The sequence below is a fragment of the Vreelandella hamiltonii genome (assembly GCF_014651795.1).
Lineage (GTDB): Bacteria > Pseudomonadota > Gammaproteobacteria > Pseudomonadales > Halomonadaceae > Vreelandella > Vreelandella hamiltonii.
Genome location: NZ_BMXO01000016.1, coordinates 71027 through 92665, shown reverse-complemented (window position 1 = coordinate 92665; position 21639 = coordinate 71027). Strand labels below are relative to the sequence as shown.

The following is a 21639-nucleotide window of genomic DNA, read 5'->3' as shown; positions in this document are numbered from 1 at the left end:
TCAGCGCCAACGGGCCAGATGCGTCTCGATCAAATCCCGTGAAATAGAGTACGGCGGCGGCAGCGCAGGCAGCTGCCGCGGCGAAAACCAGGCGGCATCGCTGATTTCGACCCCATCGATGGTGATTCGCTGGGTCGTGGCCTCGGCGAAATAGCCCAGCATAAGCGAATGCGGGAAAGGCCAGGCCTGACTGTGGTGGTAGCGCAGTTGGTCCACGTGCACGCCTACCTCTTCGAACACTTCCCGATGCACGGCCTCTTCTGCCGACTCCCCCGGCTCGATGAACCCCGCCAGGGTAGAGTAGCGGCCGGGCGGAAAACGCGGGCTGCGCGCCAGCAGCATGGCTTCACCCCGGGTCACCAGCGTGATGATACAGGGTGAAATTCGCGGGTAGTTGCGATGCCCGCACGCATAGCAGTGCATGGCGAACTCGGCTTCCAGCTTGGATGCCCGCTCACCGCAGCGGCTACAAAAACGGTGGTTTTCCAGCCAGGCGCCTACCTGCAATGCCGTGGCCAGCAGGCTAAACCAAGAAGCTGGCAGCTCTGCCAACCACTGGCGCCCTTCTATCCAGGCATCCCCAGGCTCACTCTCCAGCTGCAAGGCCACGGGCTCATCATGCCAGTAGCACAAGGGCTGCATGTGCTCGTCCCAGGGTTGATGGGGCTGAAGCGGGGATAGCTCACCCACCAGCGGTGCCGGCGCAATGTGACTGCGCGCGACGCGAATCACTCGGCCTTCACGCGCATGGTGCGGGATTTCACGCCTAAGCATCGGCCGTACCACTCTCGCCGCTTGCCGACAGCCAACGCAGTTGATGCGCCTGACACTTTGCCTGATGAGCGGCCTGCTCTTCTGCGCTGGGGCGAATCACTCGTAGCTGACCTGGCGCCAACGACAGCCGCTGAACCGACAGCCCTTCGTTGGCCTGGCGCTCTTCGCGCTGGTCATTGCCACTCTCGGCATCCAGGGTCAACGCCGTTTGCCCACCGGTCATCGCCAGGTAGACATCGGCCAGAATTTCCGCATCCAGCAAGGCCCCGTGAAGCACTCGGTGGCCGTTATCGATGTCGTACCGTTTGCAGAGCGCGTCCAGATTGTTGCGTTGGCCAGGGTGCATTTCGCGGGCCATGACCAGCGTGTCCAGGATACGGCAGTGCTCCCTGACCGGCCCCAGTATCGGCGACTTGCGCCGCTTGTTGAGCATGTTCAGTTCGTGGTCGATGAAGCCCACGTCGAACGGCGCGTTGTGAATGACCAGCTCGGCCCCATCGATGAAGGCCCAGAACGCGTCGGCAATCTGAGCAAATACCGGCTCGTTGGCTACTTTGGCATCATCGATGCCGTGGACGGCCACCACCTCGGCATCGATATGACGCTCAGGGTTGATGTATTGGTGATACGTGCGCCCGGTAAACCGCCGATTGACCATTTCGACGGCGCCAATCTCTACCAGACGGTGGCCATCCTTGGGGTCGATACCAGTCGTTTCGGTATCCAGAATTACTTGGCGCATGGGGTCTTGCTCCTCTGGTGCTCATCAATGGCCTCGTTGGCCAAGGCGTCGGCGCGCTCGTTACCGGGGTGGCCACTATGCCCTTTGACCCAGTGCCATTCGACACGATGGCGCTGGGTCTCTTCATGCAGGGATTTCCAGAGCTCGGCATTTTTCACCGGCTGCTTGGAGGCGGTTTTCCAGCCACGTTTCATCCAGTTGTGAATCCACTGGGTAATGCCTTGGCGAACGTACTGCGAATCGGTCCACAACGCCACATCACAGGGCTTGTTGAGCGTGCGCAGCGCCATGATGGCCGCCATCAATTCCATACGATTATTGGTGGTGTTCGCTTCGAAGCCTTTCAAGGTCTTCTCATGGGTACCGCTGACCAGCAGCACTCCCCATCCGCCGGGGCCAGGATTGCCACGACACGCCCCATCGGTATACACCGTGACACGGGGCAGCCCATTGGCTGCTTGGTTACTCACGCTCACTATCCTTTTCTATACAACGTTTTCCAGCGGGTAGCCGGGCGGCTGCGCTGGTGCGTGTGGCACCGATCGATGATGAAACCGGCGTACGCAAACCAAACTTGACGCGTTGAATGGGAGCATGACGCTGCCGACGCTGCGCCTGAATCATGTAACTCTCACCCAGCGGCATGTTGTGGCGTCGGCCAAGCCGCTCCCAGCGTTCGCGACAAGTGGTGCTCATGGGGCCACGAAAACAGCAGTAGTCTACGCGCTCCACCTCGAAATCGACAAACGCGAGCCAGTCCCGCAAGCGGTTCAACGTGCGCCACTGACCTTGCCAAGGATACTCGGCCTTGCGCCACCGGCGACTGAGCCCGTTGAGGCCCACTGGATTGAAGCCAAACAGCACCAGCACGCCGTTGTCTGCCGTGACCCGCGCGGCTTCCTGGAGCGTGTGGTGCGCATCCGGCAAATATTCGAGCCAATGATGAATCACCATGACGTCCAGACAGCGGTCCGGGAGTGCCAGCTGTTCCGGGGGGCAAATCAGGGTGGATTCACTCTGGGCGGCCTCTCTGCTGGGCGCCCAGACCACTTGATGAGCAATGCCGGACATGGTCATCAATGGCGGGGCCATGCCCATCTCCAGGCTGTGCCCACCTTTTCTGCCTTCCACCACGGGCCCAAGGCAAGCACGCTGCGCATCCCACAAAGCGCGCCCAGCGTCTGTCTGCCAGTAGGCTCGCGCCTCTGCAAGCGAGTGGGCAAGGCGCGGTGCATTGGGCGAATTTGACATGAACGGCACTTGCCTCCACAGTATTGGGCTTTTGAGGGGCGCGCTGCCACGCTACGCAGCGCACGGCAAATTTTTCAAGCAGGTCTGACAAACTCCGAGGGATCTCGCCCATGATGAGCGTGACACCGATACCCGCCTTAAGCGACAACTATATTTGGCTGATAAGACAGGATAACAGTCAAGGCGTCTGCGTGGTGGACCCCGGTGAAGCGCCTCCCGTGATCGATTTCCTCGAGCGGGAATCCCTGACCCTCGATACGATCCTGATCACCCATCACCATCATGACCACACCGGCGGGCTGGCGGCACTGAAAGCGCGCTACTCGCCCATGGTGATTGGCCCGCACAACCCGGATATTCAGGGTATCGACCAGCGCGTCGGCGAGGGCGAGCAGGTAAGAGTACTGGGCCGCGCCTTCGAAGTGATGGAAACCCCAGGCCATACGCTCGATCATATCAGCTACTTTACGCCAGGTATCCCCGCCCTTCTTTTCTGTGGCGACACGTTGTTTCATGCCGGCTGTGGCCGCCTTTTCGAAGGCACACCAGAGCAGATGCTGACTTCATTGCGTCGTCTTGCGGAACTCCCCCAGGAAACACTGGTCTTTGCAGCGCATGAATATACTCAGGCAAATCTGAGCTTTGCACGTGCTGCGGATCCTGAAAACGATGCTGTAACACGCGCACAACAGGAGTGCGAAAAGGCCCGGGCGCTAGGCAGGCCCACCTTACCCAGCACGATAGGACGCGAGCTGACGATCAACCCCTACCTGCGTGTCGGTACCGAAAGTGTGCGCCAAGCCGCAGGCATGCAAGGGGCAAATGACGACGAACTCGCTACGTTCACCACTCTGCGTGAGTGGAAGAACCGTTTTTAAGAACGCTATCGAATAGAAACGAACACACTATGACTTATCGAACGCTTCGCCAGCGCTTGCTATTGAGCGCCGGCAGTACGGTTATTATGGGCCTTTTTTTGGCCGCCGCTGCGAATACTCAAGCCTCTGCCACGGATCCCCAATGGGGCTCCCACACCAGCAATACCGACTCCTCTGCGCTAGGTGATGCCGAGGATGCCTTGACGGCCCGACCCACTGCGTTTCAGCACCACTTCTGGGAAGCTCTCGAACTGCAACCCCAGGACGCCTGGAGCATCCTGCGCTCGAGTTTTCAGTGGCAGGAGAAGCACCTGCCCGCCGATGCCCAGGCACGGGTAGACGAGTGGATTCAATTCTACAGCGCCAGCCCCCAGAATATCGCTTCGATCACCGAGCGTGCCACGCCTTGGCTTGCCTGGATTGCCCAACAGGTATCCGAGCGAGGCCTGCCCGGTGAAATTGCCCTGATCCCCTTTGTCGAAAGCTCTTTCGACCCCAGCGCCCGCAGCCATATGGGTGCCGCCGGATTATGGCAGTTCATGCCCGGCACCGGTGATGCACTGGGCCTGGTTCGCAACGGTCAGTACGATGGCCGCCTGGACGTGGTGACCTCCACGGATGCAGCGCTCAACTACCTGGAAATGCAGGCCGACGAGTGGTACGAAGGCGACATCATGCTCTCCCTGGCGGCTTACAATGCCGGCGCTGGCACAGTCAATCGTGCTCGCCAGCAGGCTCAGAATCAGGGCATGGCGGGCCACTACTGGGATTTGGCGCTACCCAACGAGACCATGCAGTACGTTCCCAAATTGAAAGCCATTGCCACCATCATCGACAATCCTGAACGTTACGGCGTCAGTTTGCCTGACATTCACGCGGAACCGGCCTTCGCCAAAGTACAGCTGGAGCAGCCCGTCAGCCTGGCACAAGCCTCTCGCTTGCTGGATGTCAGCCAGTCGGCCCTGGCCGAGCTGAACCCGGGCCTGCTGAATGGCAGCATCGACCCCAACAGCGCTCAAACACTGTTGGTACCCGAGGAAGTGGACACCCAGGTGCTGGCGCAGCTATCGCAGACAAGCGGCAGCTACGCGGCGGCAAACTCCCCTTCCGTACACCGCGTTGAACGCGGTGACAATCTTTCCACAATTGCCGCGCGCTATAATCTTGATCAGCAAGATTTAATCAGGTGGAATGGGCTGGATCGCCCAGAAGCCCTGCAGCCCGGTCAGTTGCTCTCGTTATCGGATGGCTAGCGCGACCAGCCCCCCGTGATCACCTCCGGTTTTGCCACTACAGGACGTTACCAATGCCACGCGGTGAGTTGTTGTCAAAAGCAGTCCTACTGGTCAGTGGCCTATTGCTGAGTGCCACTCTATGGGCTTCACCGCTAGGTGAGAGTGGTGTTCCCGTCCCCACGGTGCACGGGCTATCGCTTTACGATAGCCCTGAGCTGCCCGAAGACTTTGCCTACTTCCCCCACGTCAACCCGCAGGCTCCCAAGGGCGGCTCCATCACCCATACCGCCGTGGGTGGCAGTTTCGACTCCACCAACCCTTTCATCATTCGCGGTACTCCGGCCACCGGCATTTCACAAATTTACGACACGCTGATGGCCAGCAACCCCAACGAGCCGTTCAGCCTGTATGGCCTGCTGGCCCGTGGCGTGCGCCTGGACCCTGAGCGCGAGTGGATCGAGTTCGACCTGCACGAGCAGGCACGCTTTCAGGATGGTGAGCCGGTCACCGCTTACGATGTGGTGTTCACCTTTGACCTGCTGCGCGAACAGGGCAACCCTTTCTACGCCAGCTACTACGCGGGGGTCGAACGGGTCACGGCCATCAATGAGCATCAGGTGCGTTTCGAGTTCAATGACACCCAGTCCCGAGAACTGCCTTTGATCGTCGCGCAGCTGCCGATCTTGCCGCGCCATTACTGGGAACCGCGCGACTTTACCGCCCCCACCCTGGCGGCCCATCCGGGGTCTGGCCCCTACCGCATCAGCGAGGTCGACCCTGGCCGTCGCATCGTCTACCAGCGCGACGACAATTACTGGGGCAAGGACCTTCCCGTCAATGTCGGGCGCTATAACATCGACCGCATCACCTACGAGTACTATCGGGATCGTGATATCGCCTGGGAGGCTTTCAAGGCGGGCTTGACCGATTTTCGTATCGATGCCCGCGCCGCCACCTGGGCGATTGGCTACGACTTTCCGGCCTATCGCCAGGGGCAGGTCAAACGGATTACCGTTCCCGATGTCAATCCCTCGATGATGCAGGCCTTCGTGTTCAACCTGCGGCGCGAGAAATTCCAGGACCCACGGGTACGCGAGGCGCTGAGCCTCACCTTCGATTTTCCGTGGCTGAACACCAATATTTTTTACGGCACGTATTATCGTACCGAGAGCTTCTTTCAAAACTCCGAGATGGAAGCCGTCGGCCTGCCTACCGAAGAAGAGCTGGCGCTGCTGGAGCCCTTCCGTGACGAGCTGCTGGCATCGCATCGATCCGAGCGGCTGTTTACCGACCCGCTGCCCATCGAGCAGCCTGTCGAGCTACGCGAGCGACTCAGGCGTGCGCTGACGCTGCTGGAAGACGCAGGGTATGTGGTGGAGGATGGCGTGTTGGTCAACGAGCAGACGGGGCGCCCGCTAAGTCTGGAAGTATTGATGTACGACTCCGGCATGGAGCGCGTGGTCCAGCCCATGCTGCGTAACATGGCGCGCCTGGGTATCCAGACCTCCATGCGCATCGTCGATATCAACCAGTACCTGAACCGCGTGCGCAGCTACGATTACGACATGGTCATCAGCCACTTCCCCCAATCCAACAACCCCGGCAACGAGCAGCGCGATTATTGGACCAGCGCGGCCGCCGAGTCACCGCAGAGTCGTAACCGTATGGCTCTGGCGCATCCGGCCGTGGACTCGCTGGTGGAACAGCTGATTCGCGCCGAGGATCGAGCAACCCTCGATACCATTACCCACGCGCTGGACCGTGTGCTGCGCTGGGGCTTTTATGTGATTCCCCACTACCACTCGGGGGAAACCCGGATTGCCGTGTGGGACAAGTTTGGTTATCCCGACCCGGCACCCGCCTACGCCATGGACCTGGATGCCTGGTGGGTCGACAGTGAGCGCGAAGCTGCGCTGGAGCGTCGCAACCGCCGCTGAACGCAGAACAAGACAACCGCTCAACTCTCATTTCATGGGGTGCACCTTGGCACGCTACACACTTCGTCGATTGCTACTGATGATTCCGACACTGCTCGGCATCATGCTGCTGAACTTCGTGATCGTTCAGGCAGCGCCGGGAGGGCCTATCGACCAGATGCTGGCCCGTTTCGAAGGAGCCGACGCCATGGCCAGCACGCGCCTGGACATGGGCGGTGCCGATATCCAGGTAAGCGATGACTCCCGTGGCGCGCGCGGTATCGACCCACGCTTCATCGAACAGCTGGAGCAGCAGTTCGGGTTCGACAAACCCGCCCATGAGCGCTTTATCGGCATGATGCTGGACTATCTGACCTTCGATTTTGGCACCAGCTTCTTTCGCGACCGCCCGGTGATCGAGCTGATGATCGAGCGCTTGCCGGTTTCCATCTCGCTGGGCCTGTGGACCACCCTGCTGGTCTACCTGATTTCGATTCCGCTAGGCATTCGCAAGGCGCTGCGTCACGGGTCTCGATTCGACGTGTGGAGCTCAGGGCTCGTCATCGTCGGCTACGCCATCCCGGGCTTTCTGTTCGCCATCCTGCTGATCGTGCTGTTTGCGGGGGGCTCGTATCTGGACTGGTTCCCGCTGAGAGGCCTCACTTCCCCCGATTTTGCCGACCTCTCCACCTGGGGCAAAATCAAGGACTATTTCTGGCATATCACGCTACCGGTACTGGCCGCCGCCATCGGCAGTTTCGCCACGCTCACCATGCTGACCAAGAACAGCTTCCTGGATGAAATCCACAAGCAGTATGTGTTGACGGCGCGCGCCAAGGGCGCCGACGAGCAGCGTATCCTGTATGGTCACGTGTTTCGTAATGCCATGCTGATCATCATTGCCGGACTACCGTCGGCGATGATCGGCATTTTCTTTACCGGTGCGCTACTCATCGAAGTGATTTTCTCGCTGGATGGCCTGGGGCTACTGGGTTTCGAGGCGGTCATGCAACGCGACTACCCGGTCATCTTCGGCACCCTGTTCCTGTATACCGTCATCGGGCTGGTGCTCAAGCTGATTTCCGACCTGACCTACGTGTGGGTCGACCCACGTATCGATTTCGCCTCCAGGGAGTCCTGATATGCACGCCATCTCCTCCCGCCTTTCCCCGATTACCCGGCGGCGCTGGGCGGCGTTCAAGGCCAACCGGCGGGCACGCATCTCGCTGTGGCTGTTTGGCGTACTGTTCATCATCAGCCTGTTCGCGGAGCTGATCGCCAACGACAAACCCATCGTGATGCAGTTCGAAGGGCAGTGGTACGTTCCCTTGCTGGTCGACTATCCGGAAACCGAGTTCGGCGGCTTTTTGCCCACCCGAACCGACTATCTCGATCCGTTCATCCAACAGCAGATCAGCGACCATGGCTGGGCGCTATGGCCCATCATCCCCTTTTCGTATCAAACCCTCGATATGCAGATGAGCCGTCCTTCCCCGGCCCCACCCGATGGGCGCCACTGGCTGGGCACCGATGATCAAGGGCGCGATGTCATGGCCCGGGTGATTTACGGCTTTCGCCTCTCGGTGGCTTTCGCGCTGGTGTTGACCGCAGGCTCGCTGGTCATCGGAGTCATTGCCGGTGGCCTGCAGGGCTATTTCGGCGGCAAGGTGGATCTCATCGGCCAGCGTTTCACGGAAATATGGTCCGGGCTGCCGGTGCTGTTCCTGCTGATCATTCTGGCCAGCTTCGTGCAGCCGGGTTTCTGGTGGCTACTGGGCATCATGCTGCTGTTTTCCTGGCTAGGTCTGGTGGATATCGTGCGCGCCGAATTCCTGCGCGCCCGTAACCTGGAGTACGTGCGGGCTGCCAAGGCCATGGGGCTTCCTTCCCGACTCATCATGTGGCGCCATGTCCTGCCCAACGCCATGGTGGCAACGCTTACATTCATTCCGTTCATCTTTACCGGCGCCATCGGCACCTTGACGGCACTCGACTTTCTGGGCTTCGGCTTGCCCCCTGGCGCCCCCTCGCTGGGTGAACTGGCGGCACAGGGCAAGAACAACCTGCATGCGCCCTGGCTCGGCATCACGGCCTTCATGACGCTGGCCATCATGCTGTCACTGCTGGTATTCATCGGTGAGGGCCTGCGGGATGCCTTCGACCCTCGCCACGTCAAGCAAGGCGCCAATGCTGCCCGGGAAGCCGCCCATGTCTGAACTTAGCTCTGCCCCTCTGCTGCACCTGAACGACTTCAGCGTGGCGTTCGATGGCCAGGTGGTGGTCGACAAACTGTCGCTGTCGCTGAATGCGGGGGAAACCCTGGCCATCGTCGGAGAGTCCGGCTCGGGCAAGTCGGTCTCCGCGCTGGGCGCCATTGGCTTGCTGCCCAGCAATGCCCAGGTCGTTGGCCAGCGCCTGCTGGAAGGCCGTGACGTGAGCCAGCTGCGTGAGCGCGACTGGAACACGCTGCGGGGCAACCGCGTCGGGTTCATTTTTCAGGAGCCGATGACATCGCTCAACCCGCTGCATCGCATTGGCAAGCAGATAGGGGAAACCCTGCGCTTGCATCAAGGGTTGAGCGGACAAGCGGCCAGGCAGCGGGCGCGTACTCTGCTGGAGCAGGTCAAACTGCCCCGCCCAGACGAGCTGCTGGACGCCTGGCCTCACCAGCTCTCGGGAGGCCAGCGCCAGCGCGTCATGATCGCCATGGCCATCGCCAACAACCCCGCACTGTTGATTGCCGACGAACCCACCACGGCGCTGGACGTCACGGTACAGCAGGAAATTCTGGCATTGCTCAAGGAGCTACGCGATCACCACGGCATGGGGCTGCTGCTGATCAGCCACGACCTCAACCTGGTGCGGCGTCATGCCGATCGTGTCTGCGTGATGTATCGCGGCAAGGTAGAAGAAACCGGGCCCGTCGCACAGGTCTTCGCCAACCCGCAAAGCGACTACACCCGAGCACTCATCGCCGCCGAGCCGGAGGGCCGACCTGCAGCGCCGCTCAGCAATGCTGCCCTGCTGAGCGCCCGCCAGCTGCGCGTCAGCTTCAAACGACCCAAGACGCGGCTGTTCCAGCGCCAGCCCCCGGCTTTCGAAGCGCTGAAAACCACCGATCTGCACATAGCGCCCGGTGAAACCCTGGGCATCGTGGGCGAATCCGGGTCGGGCAAGACCACGCTGGCCTCGGCCATCATGCGGCTAGTGCCCAGTGAGGGAGATGTCAGCCTGGGCGATGCACGGCTGAGCGAGCTGACGGGAGACGCTCTGCGTCGCCAGCGCCATCGGCTGCAGATGGTGTTTCAGGACCCCTACGGCGCGCTTTCTCCACGCATGCCCGTGTTCGACATCGTCAGCGAAGGGTTGCGCTTTCACTTTCCGCGCCTGAGCGACAGCGAGGTCCGCGAGCGCGTCCGCCAGACCCTGAAGGAAGTCGGCCTGCCCGAAAGCTGTGCCGACCGCTACCCTCACGAGTTTTCAGGCGGCCAACGCCAGCGTATTGCCGTGGCCCGGGCCATCATCCTGGAGCCCGAGCTGCTGGTCCTCGACGAGCCCACCTCTGCCCTGGACCGCACCGTGCAAAAGCAGCTGGTCACGCTACTGCGGGAACTGCAGGCCAGGCGGCAGCTCAGCTATCTGTTCATCAGCCACGACCTGGCCGTCGTCCGCGCCATGGCACACCGCATCATGGTGTTGAAAGATGGCGAGGTGGTCGAACAGGGGGATTGTCTTGACGTGCTGGCCAACCCTCGCCACCCGTATACCCAAGCGCTTTTGAGTGCGGCCCACCTTTCATGATCTGACTGAGAGTCAGATCACGAAGGGCATTTCTGGCAAAAGCCATCGCTGGCGGATAGCGCTCGACCCGAGCCTCTCCGCCAGCGCCTGAAAACATTCAAAGGCGTGGTTACTATTTTCAGGCCAGACAAGATAACGGTATAAATATGGCCCGTTTAAAAGCTGTCGATCTCTTGCTGGGTCAGCGCCCGCCACTCGCCCGGTGCCAAATCATCGGGCAGCGCGAGGCTACCGATCGAGTGCCGATGGAGCGCCTCGACGTGGTTGCCCAAGGCAGCAAACATCCGCTTTACCTGATGGTAGCGGCCTTCGGTAATGGTCAGCTCTGCCTGCTGCGGGGTAATGAAACGCAGCGTGGCCGGCTGGGTGGGGGTCTCTTCACCTTCGAGCAGCAGGCCTTCGGCCACGCGCTCGACCGCCTGCTGAGCTACCTCACCTTCCATGGGCTCGGCCAGTTCGGCGAGATACACCTTGGCACAGCGGTGGCGCGGCGATGTCACTCGGTGGGACCACTGCCCGTCATCGGTCAATAGCAGCAGTCCGGTGGTGTCCACATCCAGGCGCCCTACCGGCTGAAGGCGTTCTACCTTGGGCTCATCGATGATATCGATGACCCGCGGATACAGTCCCCGGCGTGCAGTACACTCCACGTCCTTGGGCTTGTGCAGCATGATATAGCGCAGCCCCACCAGCTCGAGACGCTCGCCATTCAGACGCACCTCGTCCTGGGCCGTGTCGATATGGGTGGCGGCTTGCTTGATGGGCTCGCCATTCAGCGTCACTTCGCCATTTTTCAAGGCGCGCTTGGCGAGGCTGCGGGTCAGCGCAGAGGTTTCACTCAAAAAACGATCAAGGCGCATTATTGGCCCACTCCTGGCAGTAGCGAAAAGCGATCGGCATCTTGCCAGGCAGGAAATTTGTCACGAAAGGCATCCAGTTCCGTCTTGTCGAGCGTTCCGGTATCGATGAACGCGGTATGGGCAGGATGGTCGATGAGCGGTTCACCCTTGAAATCGACCAGCATGGAGTCGCCGCTATAGGCCAGCCCCTTGGCGTCTTCGCCCACACGATTGACGCCTATCACGTAGGCGAGGTTTTCCACCGCGCGTGCTTGCAGCAGCGTGCGCCACGGATGGCGACGAGGGGCGGGCCAGTTAGCCACGCACAGCACGGCATCATACTCGAAATGCTCGCCTTCTGCTGGCTGCTGGCGCATCCACACGGGAAACCGCAGGTCGTAGCAAACGCTGAGCTGCAGCTTGAATCCCTTGAGTTCGACGATCTGCCGTGCCGACCCCATGCCGTATCGCTCATGCTCTCCCGCCATACGGAACAGGTGACGCTTGTCGTAGTAGCGCAGTTCGCCGTCGGGCGTTGCCCATACCATGCGGTTGTAGTACTGGCCATCCTCCACGACGGCCACGCTACCGGTCATCACGCAACCTCGAGCCTGCGCTTGCGCTTGCAGCCAGGCCACGCTCTGGCTCTCGGCCATGGGCTGGGCCATCTCGCGAGAGTTCATGGTAAAGCCGGTGGCGAACATTTCGGGCAGCACGATCAAGTCCGTGTCCCGGCTATCCAGGTCGCCCAGCAGTTTGGCCAAATGCGTGTGGTTGGCGTGGGGGTCTTCCCAGCGCAAATCGCACTGCACCAGGCTGGTTTTCAGTTGGCTCATGCCATGCCTCCTTTGCATCAATGTCTTGGCCGATTGTGTGCTAGATTAGCATTTTTAGTTAATGAGGCTGCTATGCTTCCATCTGCACCCAGAGACCCTGAAGCGGTCAAGGGCGTCATGTTCGGTTTGACCGCCTATACCATGTGGGGTTGTTTTCCGCTGTTCTTTGCGTTGTTCGATGGAATACCCGCCTTTGAAATTCTGATCCACCGCATTTTGTGGTCATGCCTGTTCCTGGTCGGGCTGATCAGCGTCCTGCGTCGCTGGCCTCCGGTGGTGGCCGCGCTGGTCGAGCCCAGACGCCTGGGCAGGGTGCTCGCCTGCGCGCTGCTGATTGCCTTCAACTGGGGCATCTACATCTATGCCGTGGAGAGCAAGCAGGTGCTGCAAGCCAGTCTGGGCTACTTTCTCACCCCGCTGGTCAACGTTGCGTTGGGCATGCTGGTGCTCAGAGAAGTGATGGCCCGACTACAGCTGGTGGCGCTTGGTCTCGCCAGCCTGGCGATTGCCGTGCAATTCGTCATGCTGGGGGAGTTGCCGTGGATCAGCCTACTGCTGGCGCTGAGTTTCGGCAGTTATGGGCTCTTTCGCAAGCAGGTGCCGCTGGATGGGCTGTCTGGCCTGTTCGTGGAAACACTGCTGCTCTTCCCGCTGGCCCTGTTGGCGCTGAGCTGGATGAGCTGGCAAGGCACGTCACACTTCCTGCACGACGCGCCCATGTCGGCGTTACTGGTAGCCAGCGGCATCCTCACGGCCCTGCCGCTGATGGCGTTTGCCGGGGCCGCACGCCGCTTGCGGCTGGCCACCCTGGGGTTCTTGATGTACATCAACCCCAGCATTCAGTTTTTGATTGCACTGACTGTGTTTGGAGAGCCGCTGGGCCTGATTCAGCTCGTCACGTTTCTGATGATCTGGACAGGCCTGGCGCTTTATTCATGGTCGTCCTGGCAAACACGACCGCGCCAGGCGGCCGCTTGAGGGCAGCGAGGCAGGTGCCTGCTCAACGGCTTGAAGCTGTGCGGCTTGCTCAGGCTGATAGCCCACACGGAAGCCACCCCAGTGCTTGCCGTGCACATGAATGGGAACCGACAGGTCGTGCATGATCTCGCCCGTGTCGCGCTTGTAGGTTTGCAGCAGCAGCGGCTGCTCATGGGCACCACAGCGGCGACCGGTAGGGTCATCGAAAATGCGCTTGCTGCGGCAATATTTCAGGTCGTGTTGCGGGTCGCCAGTGGGTTCACGGCTCACCGCCGCGTTATGGGTGGGCACATAGCCATTGCGGTCACAGGCAATCGCGTAGCTCAGGCCGTGACCTGCCAACAGCGGCTCCTGAAGGGCGGGCAGTTGCTGGTCGGTGAAGGCATCGAAGCCGGTATGATAAAGCGGCGGCTGGGTCCCGGGGATCACCGCATAATCCGGATGGAACAGCGCGGCCTCTGATAGCTCGCCTCGGCTCAAGGCCTTTTCGAACAGCTTGCCAATCTGGTCAGCGGTTTGTCGAGCCACCTTGAATACTTGCTGATGGCGCCCTTCAAGATGCTGCTGGGCCAGCTCTGCATCCACGCTTTCAGCAGCCTCCATCAAGGCGTGAGCTTGCTGGGCAAGGGCGTGCATGTGGCGGTTCCCTTCATCTACATCGTGTTCCAGCTGGTCGAGGCTGTCCGCCACGGTCTGGCTATGGGCCCGCGTACTGTCCATGGCACCCGCCACGTTGGTGATTTCCTGCTGCACCTGGTCGAACTCTTGGGTAATGGTGGCCAGGCTGCTTCCTACCTGCTGCATCTCCTGAGCCCGGTCACGTACCCGGGTCATCAGCCCGCCCATGGTACTGACGACACTCTGGCCGCTTTGGTGCATATCCTTGACCAGCCCATCGATACTCTGGGTAGCCGTGGACGTTTTCAACGCCAGGTCGCGCACCTCCCCCGCCACCACCGCAAAGCCTCGGCCATGCTCGCCGGCCCTGGCAGCCTCGATAGACGCATTCAGCGACAACAAGTGGGTCTGTTCGGCCACCCCTTCGATCATCGAGGTCACGCTGCGCACCCGTTCGATCTTGTCGTTCAGCTCGGTGAGCATATCTAACGCCTGGCCGGAGCGCTCGGCCACATCAGTCATGTCCTGAATGATATCGGCCAGCGCATCATGGTTGTCATGACTTGCCCGCTGGGCACTTTCGGCCAGGGTCGCTACCTGTGTCGCGCTGGCGCTAACCTGCATGATGGCGGCATTGATGGCGCCCATACTGGAAGAGGCCTCACTGGCCATGTTTTCTTGTTTGGCGAGACGTTGGGCCATCAGGTCTGCGTAGTGGGACACCTCCGCCGAGGCAATGGCGGTACTGCTGGCGCGATGCATCAGGCGATACGCCATGCCACGTAGCGCACCATAGTCCTGAATCGGCCTGATACTGCGGGGCACCGATACCAAACGCTGATGATCGGCACGGTACACCTCGTACAGGGCGGCGGCCACCAGCGCCACCCCCGCGACAAGGGCACTGGCGAGCCCAGCATACGCCCAGAAACCTCCCCGCCAGGTCATCCCGACGGCAGCACTGATCAACAGTAGTGGTAACAGCCAGCGAAGCAGTCGCATAGTGAGTACTCTTTTATTGTTGAGATCGTCGAGTCATGGCGCAATACATATTGAGGTTTACCACACAGCCAGCTTAACCAGTTCCGTATTTGAAATAAGTAGCACTTTGGGGGGATAGCAAAAGGTAATATTTGGCCTTGAGGCGAGTGGGCATGACATTTTTATAACTAAACAGGCTAAACTATGTTCCGTTTTGCAGGTCCCGTTTTTCCTGATATGGCCAACGCTGCGAGAAACCATGTTGAAGCGCTATTTGCCCATTCTTGCCTGGCTACCCCACTATCATCGGCGCCTGCTGGGGGCCGACCTCATGGCGGGCCTGATCGTGACGGTCATGGTCATTCCCCAGTCGCTGGCATACGCCCTGCTGGCCGGGCTGCCTGCGGTGGTAGGACTTTACGCCAGTCTACTGCCCCAACTGCTCTACACCTTGTTGGGCACCAGCCGAACCCTGGCGGTAGGCCCCGTAGCCATCATCGCACTGATGACGGGGGCGGCACTCTCGTCGGTGGCTGCCCCCGGTAGTGCCGAATACCTGCAAGCCGCACTGGTACTGTCGCTGCTCTCGGGCATGATGCTGCTGGTCATGGGCAGCCTGAGAATGGGTTTTTTCAGTAACTTCCTGAGTCATCCGGTCATCTCTGGCTTCCTGACGGCTTCCGGCATTCTGATTGCGGTGAGCCAGCTGGGTGGCCTATTGGGGATTGCCAGCAGCGGCTTTACGCTCGTCGAACGGCTCATGACGCTGCTGCCCAACCTGCCTGACATCAATCCCTATACGGTGACCATTGGCGTGGGGACGCTGCTGTTTCTGGTGGCCCTGCGCCGCTACGGCAAACGCTCGTTGACCTGGCTAGGCGTGCCTGCATCCCTGGCTGACCTGCTGACCAAGGCAGGCCCGGTATTTGCCGTGCTGATCACGACGCTGGTCACCTGGCACTGGCAGCTGGCCTATCAGGGTGTGGCGGTGGTGGGTACGATTCCCAGCGGCTTGCCCGCGTTCAGCCTGCCCTGGGGAGACGCCTCGCTCTGGCGGGCGCTATTGATTCCTGCCCTGTTGATCAGTCTGGTGGGATTTGTGGAGTCGGTCTCCATGGGCCAGATGCTGGCCGCCAAACGCCGCCAACGCATTTCACCCAATCAGGAGTTGATCGGCCTGGGCGCCGCTAATCTGGCGGCAGGTTTTACCAGCGGCATGCCGGTCACCGGCGGTCTCTCGCGCACCGTGATCAACTACGATGCGGGAGCGCAAACCCCAGCCGCAGGTGCCTTTGCCGCCCTGGGCATTGGGCTGGTGACGCTGGCGTTTACCGGCTGGCTCTACTACCTGCCCATCGCCACCCTGGCGGCCACCATCACGGTCTCCATCCTGACGCTGGTGGACATTCCCATGCTGCGCCAGACCTGGCGCTACTCCCGCAGTGACTTTGCCGCCATGGCGGTCACGATTCTGCTGACCCTGGTCGAAGGCATTGAGGCCGGTATCATTGGCGGCGTCACGCTCTCCATCGCGCTTTTTCTCTATCGCACCAGCCGCCCCCACAGCGCGCTGGTAGGTCGGGTGCCCAACACCGAGCATTTTCGCAATACCGAGCGCCATGATGTCGAAACCACCCCAAATGCGGCGCTGCTGCGAATCGACGAGAGCCTCTACTTCGCCAACGCCCGCTACCTCGAAGATACCGTCTACAACCTGGTGGCCAGCCGACCCGAGCTGGAACACGTGGTATTGATCTGTTCGGCCGTCAATTTGATCGACGCCTCTGCCCTGGAAAGCCTGGATGCCATCAACGCACGCCTGAAGGATTCCGATGTGAAGCTGCATCTTGCCGAGGTCAAGGGGCCGGTCATGGATCAACTGAAAAAGAGCGACTTTCTCGAAGAGCTGTCTGGCCGCGTATTTTTGAGCACCTATGCTGCCTGGCGTGAATTTTCCCAATAGCCCAATCTTTCAAGCCATTGAAAATTAATTGAAAAGCCGAGCCATTGCTCGGCTTTTTGCGTTTAGCAATCGTCATTTTTGGGTACTTCATCAAACGGCGTTGACAGCCTCTGCTGGCTTACCTACTATCACCTGACCACTTAGCAGAATCAAATACCGCATAGCAAAACACATTGTAGCAAAGCGTAACAACCCGATAGCAACCATCACAACCACAATAAAGGAGCATGAAAATGCATCCATTCGCTCACCGCCTGCTCATCGCCACCCTGCCGCTTTCTCTACTGGGCGCTGCCGTCAGCCACGCCAGTGAAATAGAGCTGCCGCGCACCATGGCCTGGACGGCCTACGGCACCAACTCCAGCGGCTACGCCCAGGCCGTTGCCATCGGCAACATGCTGCAGAACCATTACGGCTCTTCGGTGCGCATACTACCCGGCGACAACGACGTTTCCCGCATGACGCCCCTGAAACAAGGGCGTGTCGACCTGTGCGCCTGCGGTATCGCCAGCTACTACGGCGCCGAAGGGGTCATGATGTTCGCTGATCGCGACTGGGGCCCACAGCCGCTGCGCGTGATCACCACGTCCACGGCGTCATTCGGCCTGTCATTGGCCGTGGCAGGCGACCTGGGCGTTGAAACCCCGGCGGACCTGGCTGGCAAGCGCATTGCCTACATTCGTGGTGACGATGCGCTGAACAAAGGCACCGAGGCGTATCTGGCCTTCGGTGGGCTTACCTGGGACAACGTGGAGCGCGTCGACTATCCGGGTTACGCCCGCTCCTTCGACGGCATCATCGCCGGTGATGTCGATGCCTCCTTCACGACGACCGTGACGCCCCCTGCGCAGCAGCTGGCCAGCAGCCCCAGAGGCATCAGCTGGCCGGTACTCGACCCAAACGATGAAGCAGGCTGGGAGCGCATGGCGGCAGTTGCCCCCTATTTTCAGCCCCATGAAGTCACCGCAGGCGCGGGCGGCATCAGCGCGGACAACCCGGTTCCCAGCGCCAGCTACCCTTATCCCATCGTCGTGGCCAATCAGGACCTGGATTACAAGGTCGCCTATGGTCTGATTCGAGCCATGAATGACCATTACGACGATTACAAGGACAACGCGCCGGGAGCCGTGGGCTACGCGCTGGAGTACCAGGATCTACAGTGGGTGGTGCCGTTCCACGATGCGGTGGTGGAGTACTACAAGGAAATCGATGTATGGACCGATGATATGCAGGCTCACCAGGATCAGCTGGTCGAGCGGCAAAATGTCCTGCTGCAAGCCTGGGAAGCGTTCATGGCAGACGCACCCAGCGACTCGGACGCGTTCACTACTGAGTGGATGGCGGCCCGCGCCTCGGCATTGACCGACGCCGGATTCGAGCCGATTTTCGAGTAACTCGCCTCGGGGCGGCGCTCGCCGCCCCAGCTGATTGATGGAACGCCCTATGACCACCGATACCGCGCCTGTTAATGCCCCGCAGGTCAAAGAAAAGATCAGCCAAATCCGCGAGCTGCCACCTGCGCTTCGCTGGGTTCCCGCCGCCGTCACCGTGCTGCTGATGATGATGACGCTGGATTACCTGTTCAACTGGGGCTGGCTCACCTTCGTGACCGGGCTCGAAACCCAGTTCTATTACGCAGTAGTGGCACTGCTGCTGCCGCTGGTCTTTCTGCTATGGCCCATGCTCAGCCGACAGCAGGACCAGACCATCCCCTGGTACGACTACCTGCTCAGCGCCATCACCTTGGTGATTGGCGGCTACTTCGTCTATAACGCGGTGTCCATTCTCGAGCGCGGCTGGGCATTTTCAGCCCCGGACACTGCCATTTACGCCAGCTACGCCTACTGGGTTCTCATCATCGAAGCTGCCCGCCGGGCGGGCGGCCTGCCGATTGCCATCATTGCCGGGCTATTCTCTCTTTACCCCTTGGTGGCGGATATCGTACCGGGCCCGATTCAAGCGTTTCCTTCCAGCCTGTCTGAAACGGCCATGTACCATACCATGAGCACCGAGAGCATCATGGGGGTGCCACTGCAGGCCTTTGCCGGGCTGGTCATCGGTTTTCTGGTGTTTGGCGTCGTGCTGCAAAAAAGCGGCGGCGGCAAGTTTTTCATCAACCTGGCCTTTGCACTGCTGGGCCATGTGCGCGGCGGCCCTGCCAAGGTATCGATTTTCTCCAGCGGCCTGATGGGCTCCATGAGCGGCAGCGTGATCAGCAACGTGCTGACCACCGGGGTGCTGTCGATCCCCGCCATGCGCCGCATCGGCATGAGCCGTTCGTTCGCTGGCGGCGTCGAAGCCTGTGCATCCACCGGGGGCGTGCTGATGCCACCGGTCATGGGCGCCACCGCCTTCGTCATGGCCATGTTCCTGGACGTGCCCTACTCCACCATTGCGCTGGCCGCCGTCATTCCCTCGATTCTTTATTTTCTGGGGCTGTTCATCCAGATCGACGCTTACGCTGCCCGCCATGATGTCAAGGGGTTGCCTGCGGCAGAGCTGCCGTCGGTCTGGCAAACTCTCAAGGAGGGCTGGTACTTCATCTTCGTCTTTGGCCTGCTGGTGTGGATGCTGCTGGTCATGCAGCGCGAAGCGGTGGCACCGTTCTACGCAACCGCCCTGCTGCTGGTACTCAACCAGCTTTCCCGCCAGAACCGCTGGGGATGGAAGGATGTTGCCGACACGCTATCTTCGGCTGCCAAGCTGTTTGCCGAACTCATCGCCATTCTGGCAGGGGTGGGCATGCTGGTGGGCGCGCTCTCCATGACCGGCCTTTCAGGCACCATTGCCAACGACTTCATCAACATCGCCGGGGGCAGCGTACCGCTGCTGCTGATCATGGGGGCGGTCACCAGCTTCGTGCTGGGCATTGGCATGACCGTGACCGCAGCCTACATCTTCCTGGCCGTGGCGCTGGCCCCGGCGCTGATTCAAGGCGGCGGCCTGGACCCCATGGCAGTGCACATGTTCATTCTCTACTGGGGCATGCTGAGCTTCATCACGCCTCCCGTGGCGCTGGGAGCTTTTGCCGCCGCCACGGTGGCGGGCGCCCGCCCCATGGAGACCGGCCTGCAGGCCATGCGTCTGGGCAGCGTGATCTACTTCATTCCCTTCCTGTTCGTCCTCAATCCGGCGCTGATCATGCAGGGCGAGCCTCTGATGATCGTCGCCGTGTTCATCCAGGCCATCATCGGCATCGTCCTGTTCGCATCGGCCATGCAGGGCTATCTGATGGGCGTCGGGCGGCTGGGGTACGGCATGCTGCAAGAGGCGGTCATTCGTGCTCTGGTGCTGATAGCGGGCCTGCTGCTGGCGCTCCCCGGGGGCGGTATGGTTCCGCTGAGCCAGTGGGAGTTGATTGGCCTGGCCGCGGCAGCACTATTGCCAGGGGTTGTCCTTGCGCGACTTAGCCAGCGCCACCACCAGCGCTCGCTGACGGCCAACGCTTGATACCCACCACGAGGAGATATCATGAACACAAGAACAACGCTTACCCTCGCCCTCAGTAGCGTCACCGCTGGCCTGCTGGCTGCAGGCAGCGCCAGCGCCATGCCCAGCACCTTGAACTGGACGGCGTATGGCACGGGCACCAGCGGCCACGCCCAGATCATGGCGATCAGCCAGCTGCTTCAGGAGGAGCATGGCACTCAGTCCCGGGTCATTCCCGGTGAAAACGACACCATGCGCATGACGCCGCTCAAAACCGGCCGCGTGGATCTGTGTGCCTGCGGTATTGCCAGCTACTACGGCTCGGAAGGCGTCATGATGTTTGCCGGACCGGACTGGGGGCCCCAACCCATTCGCGTCATTTCCACCGCCATGGCCAGCTTCGGGCTGGGCATGGCGGTAGCTGGCGATGTGGAGATCGACTCCATCGCCGACCTCAAGGGCAAGCGGCTAGCCTACCTGCGTGGCGACGATGCCCTGAACAAGGCCGCCGAAGCCTATCTGGCGTTTGCCGGGCTGACCTGGGATGACGTGCAGCGTGTCGATTTCCCCGGTTACAACGCCGCCTTCGACGGCATCATCAGCGGCCGTGCCGATGCGGCGATTACCACCACGGTCACTCCGGCGGCCCAGCGCTTGGCGGCCAGCCCACGCGGCTTGCAGTGGCCAGCGCTACCCACGGACGATGAGGCAGGCTGGGCACGCATGCTGGAGGTAGCCCCCTACTTTCAGCCCCACGACGTGACCTCTGGCGCGGGTATCGATGCCGAGCAGCCGCTGGCCAGCGCCAGCTACCCCTACCCGATCATGGTGAGTAACGCCGACCTGGCACCGGAAACCGTTACCGGGCTGATCACCACGCTGGTGGAGTCCTTTGACGACTACAAGGACAACGCCCCCGGTGCCAGCGGCTATGCGCTGGAAAACCAGAACCTGACCTGGGTGGTGCCCTTCCACGATGCCGTGGTGGCTTACTACCAACAGACCGGCGTGTGGAACGATGCCATGGAGGCCCATCAGAACGCCCTGATAGCGCGGCAACAGCTGCTGATGGAGACCTGGGAAGCGTATCAAGCCGATGCCCCCGAAGACGAAACGGCGTTCATCGACGGCTGGATGCAGGTGCGTCGCACCGCGCTGGAAGAGGCCGAGTTGAACCCGGTGTTCTAGGGCCAGCGGTGAGCTGATTTACGCTGACGTGGTGGGTGTCCCATGCGCACCTCATCGCCAGGCCTACCTCGACAAGCCTGCCTCACGCCGCGCTTCATATTTCGCCTCATATTTTACCCCAGGCCGCCACTGTGCGGCCTTTTATTCGAAGCCATAAGTTCCGCAATGCAAAACAACGTTTTGAATTATTGACTCCAGCGGCGTCTTTCG

At 60.8% G+C, this 21639-nt stretch carries 18 protein-coding genes; 11 read left to right on the top strand and 7 right to left on the bottom strand.

Going from position 1 to position 21639, the window contains the following annotated elements; translation table 11 throughout:
• Genes nudC through IE061_RS15005 form a run of 4 tightly spaced genes read right to left on the bottom strand, consistent with a single transcriptional unit; the run spans position 1 to position 2767 of the window.
• On the bottom strand, positions 1-774 hold the full coding sequence (gene nudC, locus IE061_RS15020; protein WP_144984834.1) for an NAD(+) diphosphatase: 774 nt from the start codon (positions 772-774) through the stop codon (positions 1-3).
• Entirely contained in the window at positions 767-1516 is a 750-nt protein-coding gene (gene dnaQ / locus IE061_RS15015) for a DNA polymerase III subunit epsilon (RefSeq protein ID WP_144984830.1), read from the bottom strand. The genes nudC and dnaQ overlap by 8 nt, the downstream gene beginning before the upstream one ends.
• Complete coding sequence (rnhA, locus tag IE061_RS15010; protein WP_039177860.1) at positions 1504-1986, bottom strand: ribonuclease HI; 483 nt, start codon at positions 1984-1986, stop codon at positions 1504-1506. Before rnhA ends, dnaQ begins: the two co-directional genes overlap by 13 nt.
• Positions 1979-2767: a class I SAM-dependent methyltransferase gene (locus IE061_RS15005; protein WP_144984827.1), complete on the bottom strand. Its 789-nt coding sequence runs from the start codon at positions 2765-2767 to the stop codon at positions 1979-1981. The genes rnhA and IE061_RS15005 overlap by 8 nt, the downstream gene beginning before the upstream one ends.
• A gap of 110 nt (positions 2768-2877) precedes the next feature.
• On the opposite strand from IE061_RS15005, the gene gloB reads away from it, so the two are divergent.
• The 6 genes from gloB to IE061_RS14975 are packed head-to-tail and all read left to right on the top strand — an operon-like array spanning position 2878 to position 10597.
• Positions 2878-3645 (top strand): hydroxyacylglutathione hydrolase, encoded by a 768-nt coding sequence (gloB, locus tag IE061_RS15000; RefSeq protein ID WP_144984824.1) that lies wholly within the window; start codon positions 2878-2880, stop codon positions 3643-3645.
• A gap of 29 nt (positions 3646-3674) precedes the next feature.
• Positions 3675-4898 carry a transglycosylase SLT domain-containing protein gene (locus IE061_RS14995; RefSeq protein WP_039177854.1) on the top strand — a complete coding sequence of 408 codons (1224 nt, stop codon included), beginning with the start codon at positions 3675-3677 and terminating at the stop codon, positions 4896-4898.
• A 53-nt stretch (positions 4899-4951) separates the two neighbouring features.
• Complete coding sequence (locus tag IE061_RS14990; RefSeq protein ID WP_193461955.1) at positions 4952-6817, top strand: extracellular solute-binding protein; 1866 nt, start codon at positions 4952-4954, stop codon at positions 6815-6817.
• Between the two features lie 46 nt (positions 6818-6863).
• On the top strand, positions 6864-7937 hold the full coding sequence (locus IE061_RS14985) for a microcin C ABC transporter permease YejB (protein WP_039178423.1): 1074 nt from the start codon (positions 6864-6866) through the stop codon (positions 7935-7937).
• A gap of 1 nt (position 7938) precedes the next feature.
• Positions 7939-9012: an ABC transporter permease gene (locus IE061_RS14980; RefSeq protein WP_193461954.1), complete on the top strand. Its 1074-nt coding sequence runs from the start codon at positions 7939-7941 to the stop codon at positions 9010-9012.
• On the top strand, positions 9005-10597 hold the full coding sequence (locus IE061_RS14975; RefSeq protein WP_230478481.1) for an ABC transporter ATP-binding protein: 1593 nt from the start codon (positions 9005-9007) through the stop codon (positions 10595-10597). The genes IE061_RS14980 and IE061_RS14975 overlap by 8 nt, the downstream gene beginning before the upstream one ends.
• 155 nt (positions 10598-10752) lie before the next feature.
• Here the strand turns inward: IE061_RS14975 and IE061_RS14970 are convergent, their stop codons facing one another.
• On the bottom strand, positions 10753-11457 hold the full coding sequence (locus tag IE061_RS14970; protein ID WP_193461952.1) for a pseudouridine synthase: 705 nt from the start codon (positions 11455-11457) through the stop codon (positions 10753-10755).
• The gene (locus tag IE061_RS14965; protein WP_039177846.1) at positions 11457-12272 is read right to left on the bottom strand and encodes an amidohydrolase; all 816 of its coding nucleotides are present in this window, start codon (positions 12270-12272) and stop codon (positions 11457-11459) included. Before IE061_RS14965 ends, IE061_RS14970 begins: the two co-directional genes overlap by 1 nt.
• A gap of 72 nt (positions 12273-12344) precedes the next feature.
• Between IE061_RS14965 and rarD the strand changes: the two genes are divergently transcribed.
• A complete protein-coding gene (rarD, locus tag IE061_RS14960; RefSeq protein ID WP_193461951.1) occupies positions 12345-13250 on the top strand; it encodes an EamA family transporter RarD in 906 nt (301 codons plus the stop codon).
• Here rarD and IE061_RS14955 read toward each other — a convergent pair.
• A complete protein-coding gene (locus tag IE061_RS14955; RefSeq protein WP_193461950.1) occupies positions 13206-14870 on the bottom strand; it encodes a methyl-accepting chemotaxis protein in 1665 nt (554 codons plus the stop codon). The two genes, rarD and IE061_RS14955, sit on opposite strands and share 45 nt — an antisense overlap.
• A 238-nt stretch (positions 14871-15108) precedes the next feature.
• On the opposite strand from IE061_RS14955, the gene IE061_RS14950 reads away from it, so the two are divergent.
• The 4 genes from IE061_RS14950 (at position 15109) to IE061_RS14935 (ending at position 21429) form a co-directional block, all read left to right on the top strand.
• Positions 15109-16812, top strand: coding sequence for a SulP family inorganic anion transporter (locus tag IE061_RS14950; protein ID WP_193461949.1), 1704 nt, complete (start codon positions 15109-15111; stop codon positions 16810-16812).
• Positions 16813-17045: 233 nt separating this feature from the next.
• On the top strand, positions 17046-18206 hold the full coding sequence (locus IE061_RS14945) for a TAXI family TRAP transporter solute-binding subunit (RefSeq protein WP_193461948.1): 1161 nt from the start codon (positions 17046-17048) through the stop codon (positions 18204-18206).
• Positions 18207-18255: 49 nt separating this feature from the next.
• On the top strand, positions 18256-20262 hold the full coding sequence (locus IE061_RS14940) for a TRAP transporter permease (protein ID WP_193461947.1): 2007 nt from the start codon (positions 18256-18258) through the stop codon (positions 20260-20262).
• Between the two features lie 21 nt (positions 20263-20283).
• Positions 20284-21429 (top strand): TAXI family TRAP transporter solute-binding subunit, encoded by a 1146-nt coding sequence (locus IE061_RS14935; RefSeq protein WP_193461946.1) that lies wholly within the window; start codon positions 20284-20286, stop codon positions 21427-21429.
• The last annotated feature ends 210 nt before the right edge of the window (positions 21430-21639 follow it).

Coding starts and splice junctions, on each gene's coding strand:
- nudC (WP_144984834.1), bottom strand. CDS start 774: ATGCTTAGGCGTGAAATCCCGCACCATGCGCGTGAAGGCCGAGTGATT.
- dnaQ (WP_144984830.1), bottom strand. CDS start 1,516: ATGCGCCAAGTAATTCTGGATACCGAAACGACTGGTATCGACCCCAAG.
- IE061_RS15005 (WP_144984827.1), bottom strand. CDS start 2,767: ATGTCAAATTCGCCCAATGCACCGCGCCTTGCCCACTCGCTTGCAGAG.
- gloB (WP_144984824.1), top strand. CDS start 2,878: ATGATGAGCGTGACACCGATACCCGCCTTAAGCGACAACTATATTTGG.
- IE061_RS14995 (WP_039177854.1), top strand. CDS start 3,675: ATGACTTATCGAACGCTTCGCCAGCGCTTGCTATTGAGCGCCGGCAGT.
- IE061_RS14990 (WP_193461955.1), top strand. CDS start 4,952: ATGCCACGCGGTGAGTTGTTGTCAAAAGCAGTCCTACTGGTCAGTGGC.
- IE061_RS14980 (WP_193461954.1), top strand. CDS start 7,939: ATGCACGCCATCTCCTCCCGCCTTTCCCCGATTACCCGGCGGCGCTGG.
- IE061_RS14975 (WP_230478481.1), top strand. CDS start 9,005: ATGTCTGAACTTAGCTCTGCCCCTCTGCTGCACCTGAACGACTTCAGC.
- IE061_RS14970 (WP_193461952.1), bottom strand. CDS start 11,457: ATGCGCCTTGATCGTTTTTTGAGTGAAACCTCTGCGCTGACCCGCAGC.
- IE061_RS14965 (WP_039177846.1), bottom strand. CDS start 12,272: ATGAGCCAACTGAAAACCAGCCTGGTGCAGTGCGATTTGCGCTGGGAA.
- rarD (WP_193461951.1), top strand. CDS start 12,345: ATGCTTCCATCTGCACCCAGAGACCCTGAAGCGGTCAAGGGCGTCATG.
- IE061_RS14955 (WP_193461950.1), bottom strand. CDS start 14,870: ATGCGACTGCTTCGCTGGCTGTTACCACTACTGTTGATCAGTGCTGCC.
- IE061_RS14950 (WP_193461949.1), top strand. CDS start 15,109: ATGTTGAAGCGCTATTTGCCCATTCTTGCCTGGCTACCCCACTATCAT.
- IE061_RS14945 (WP_193461948.1), top strand. CDS start 17,046: ATGCATCCATTCGCTCACCGCCTGCTCATCGCCACCCTGCCGCTTTCT.
- IE061_RS14940 (WP_193461947.1), top strand. CDS start 18,256: ATGACCACCGATACCGCGCCTGTTAATGCCCCGCAGGTCAAAGAAAAG.
- IE061_RS14935 (WP_193461946.1), top strand. CDS start 20,284: ATGAACACAAGAACAACGCTTACCCTCGCCCTCAGTAGCGTCACCGCT.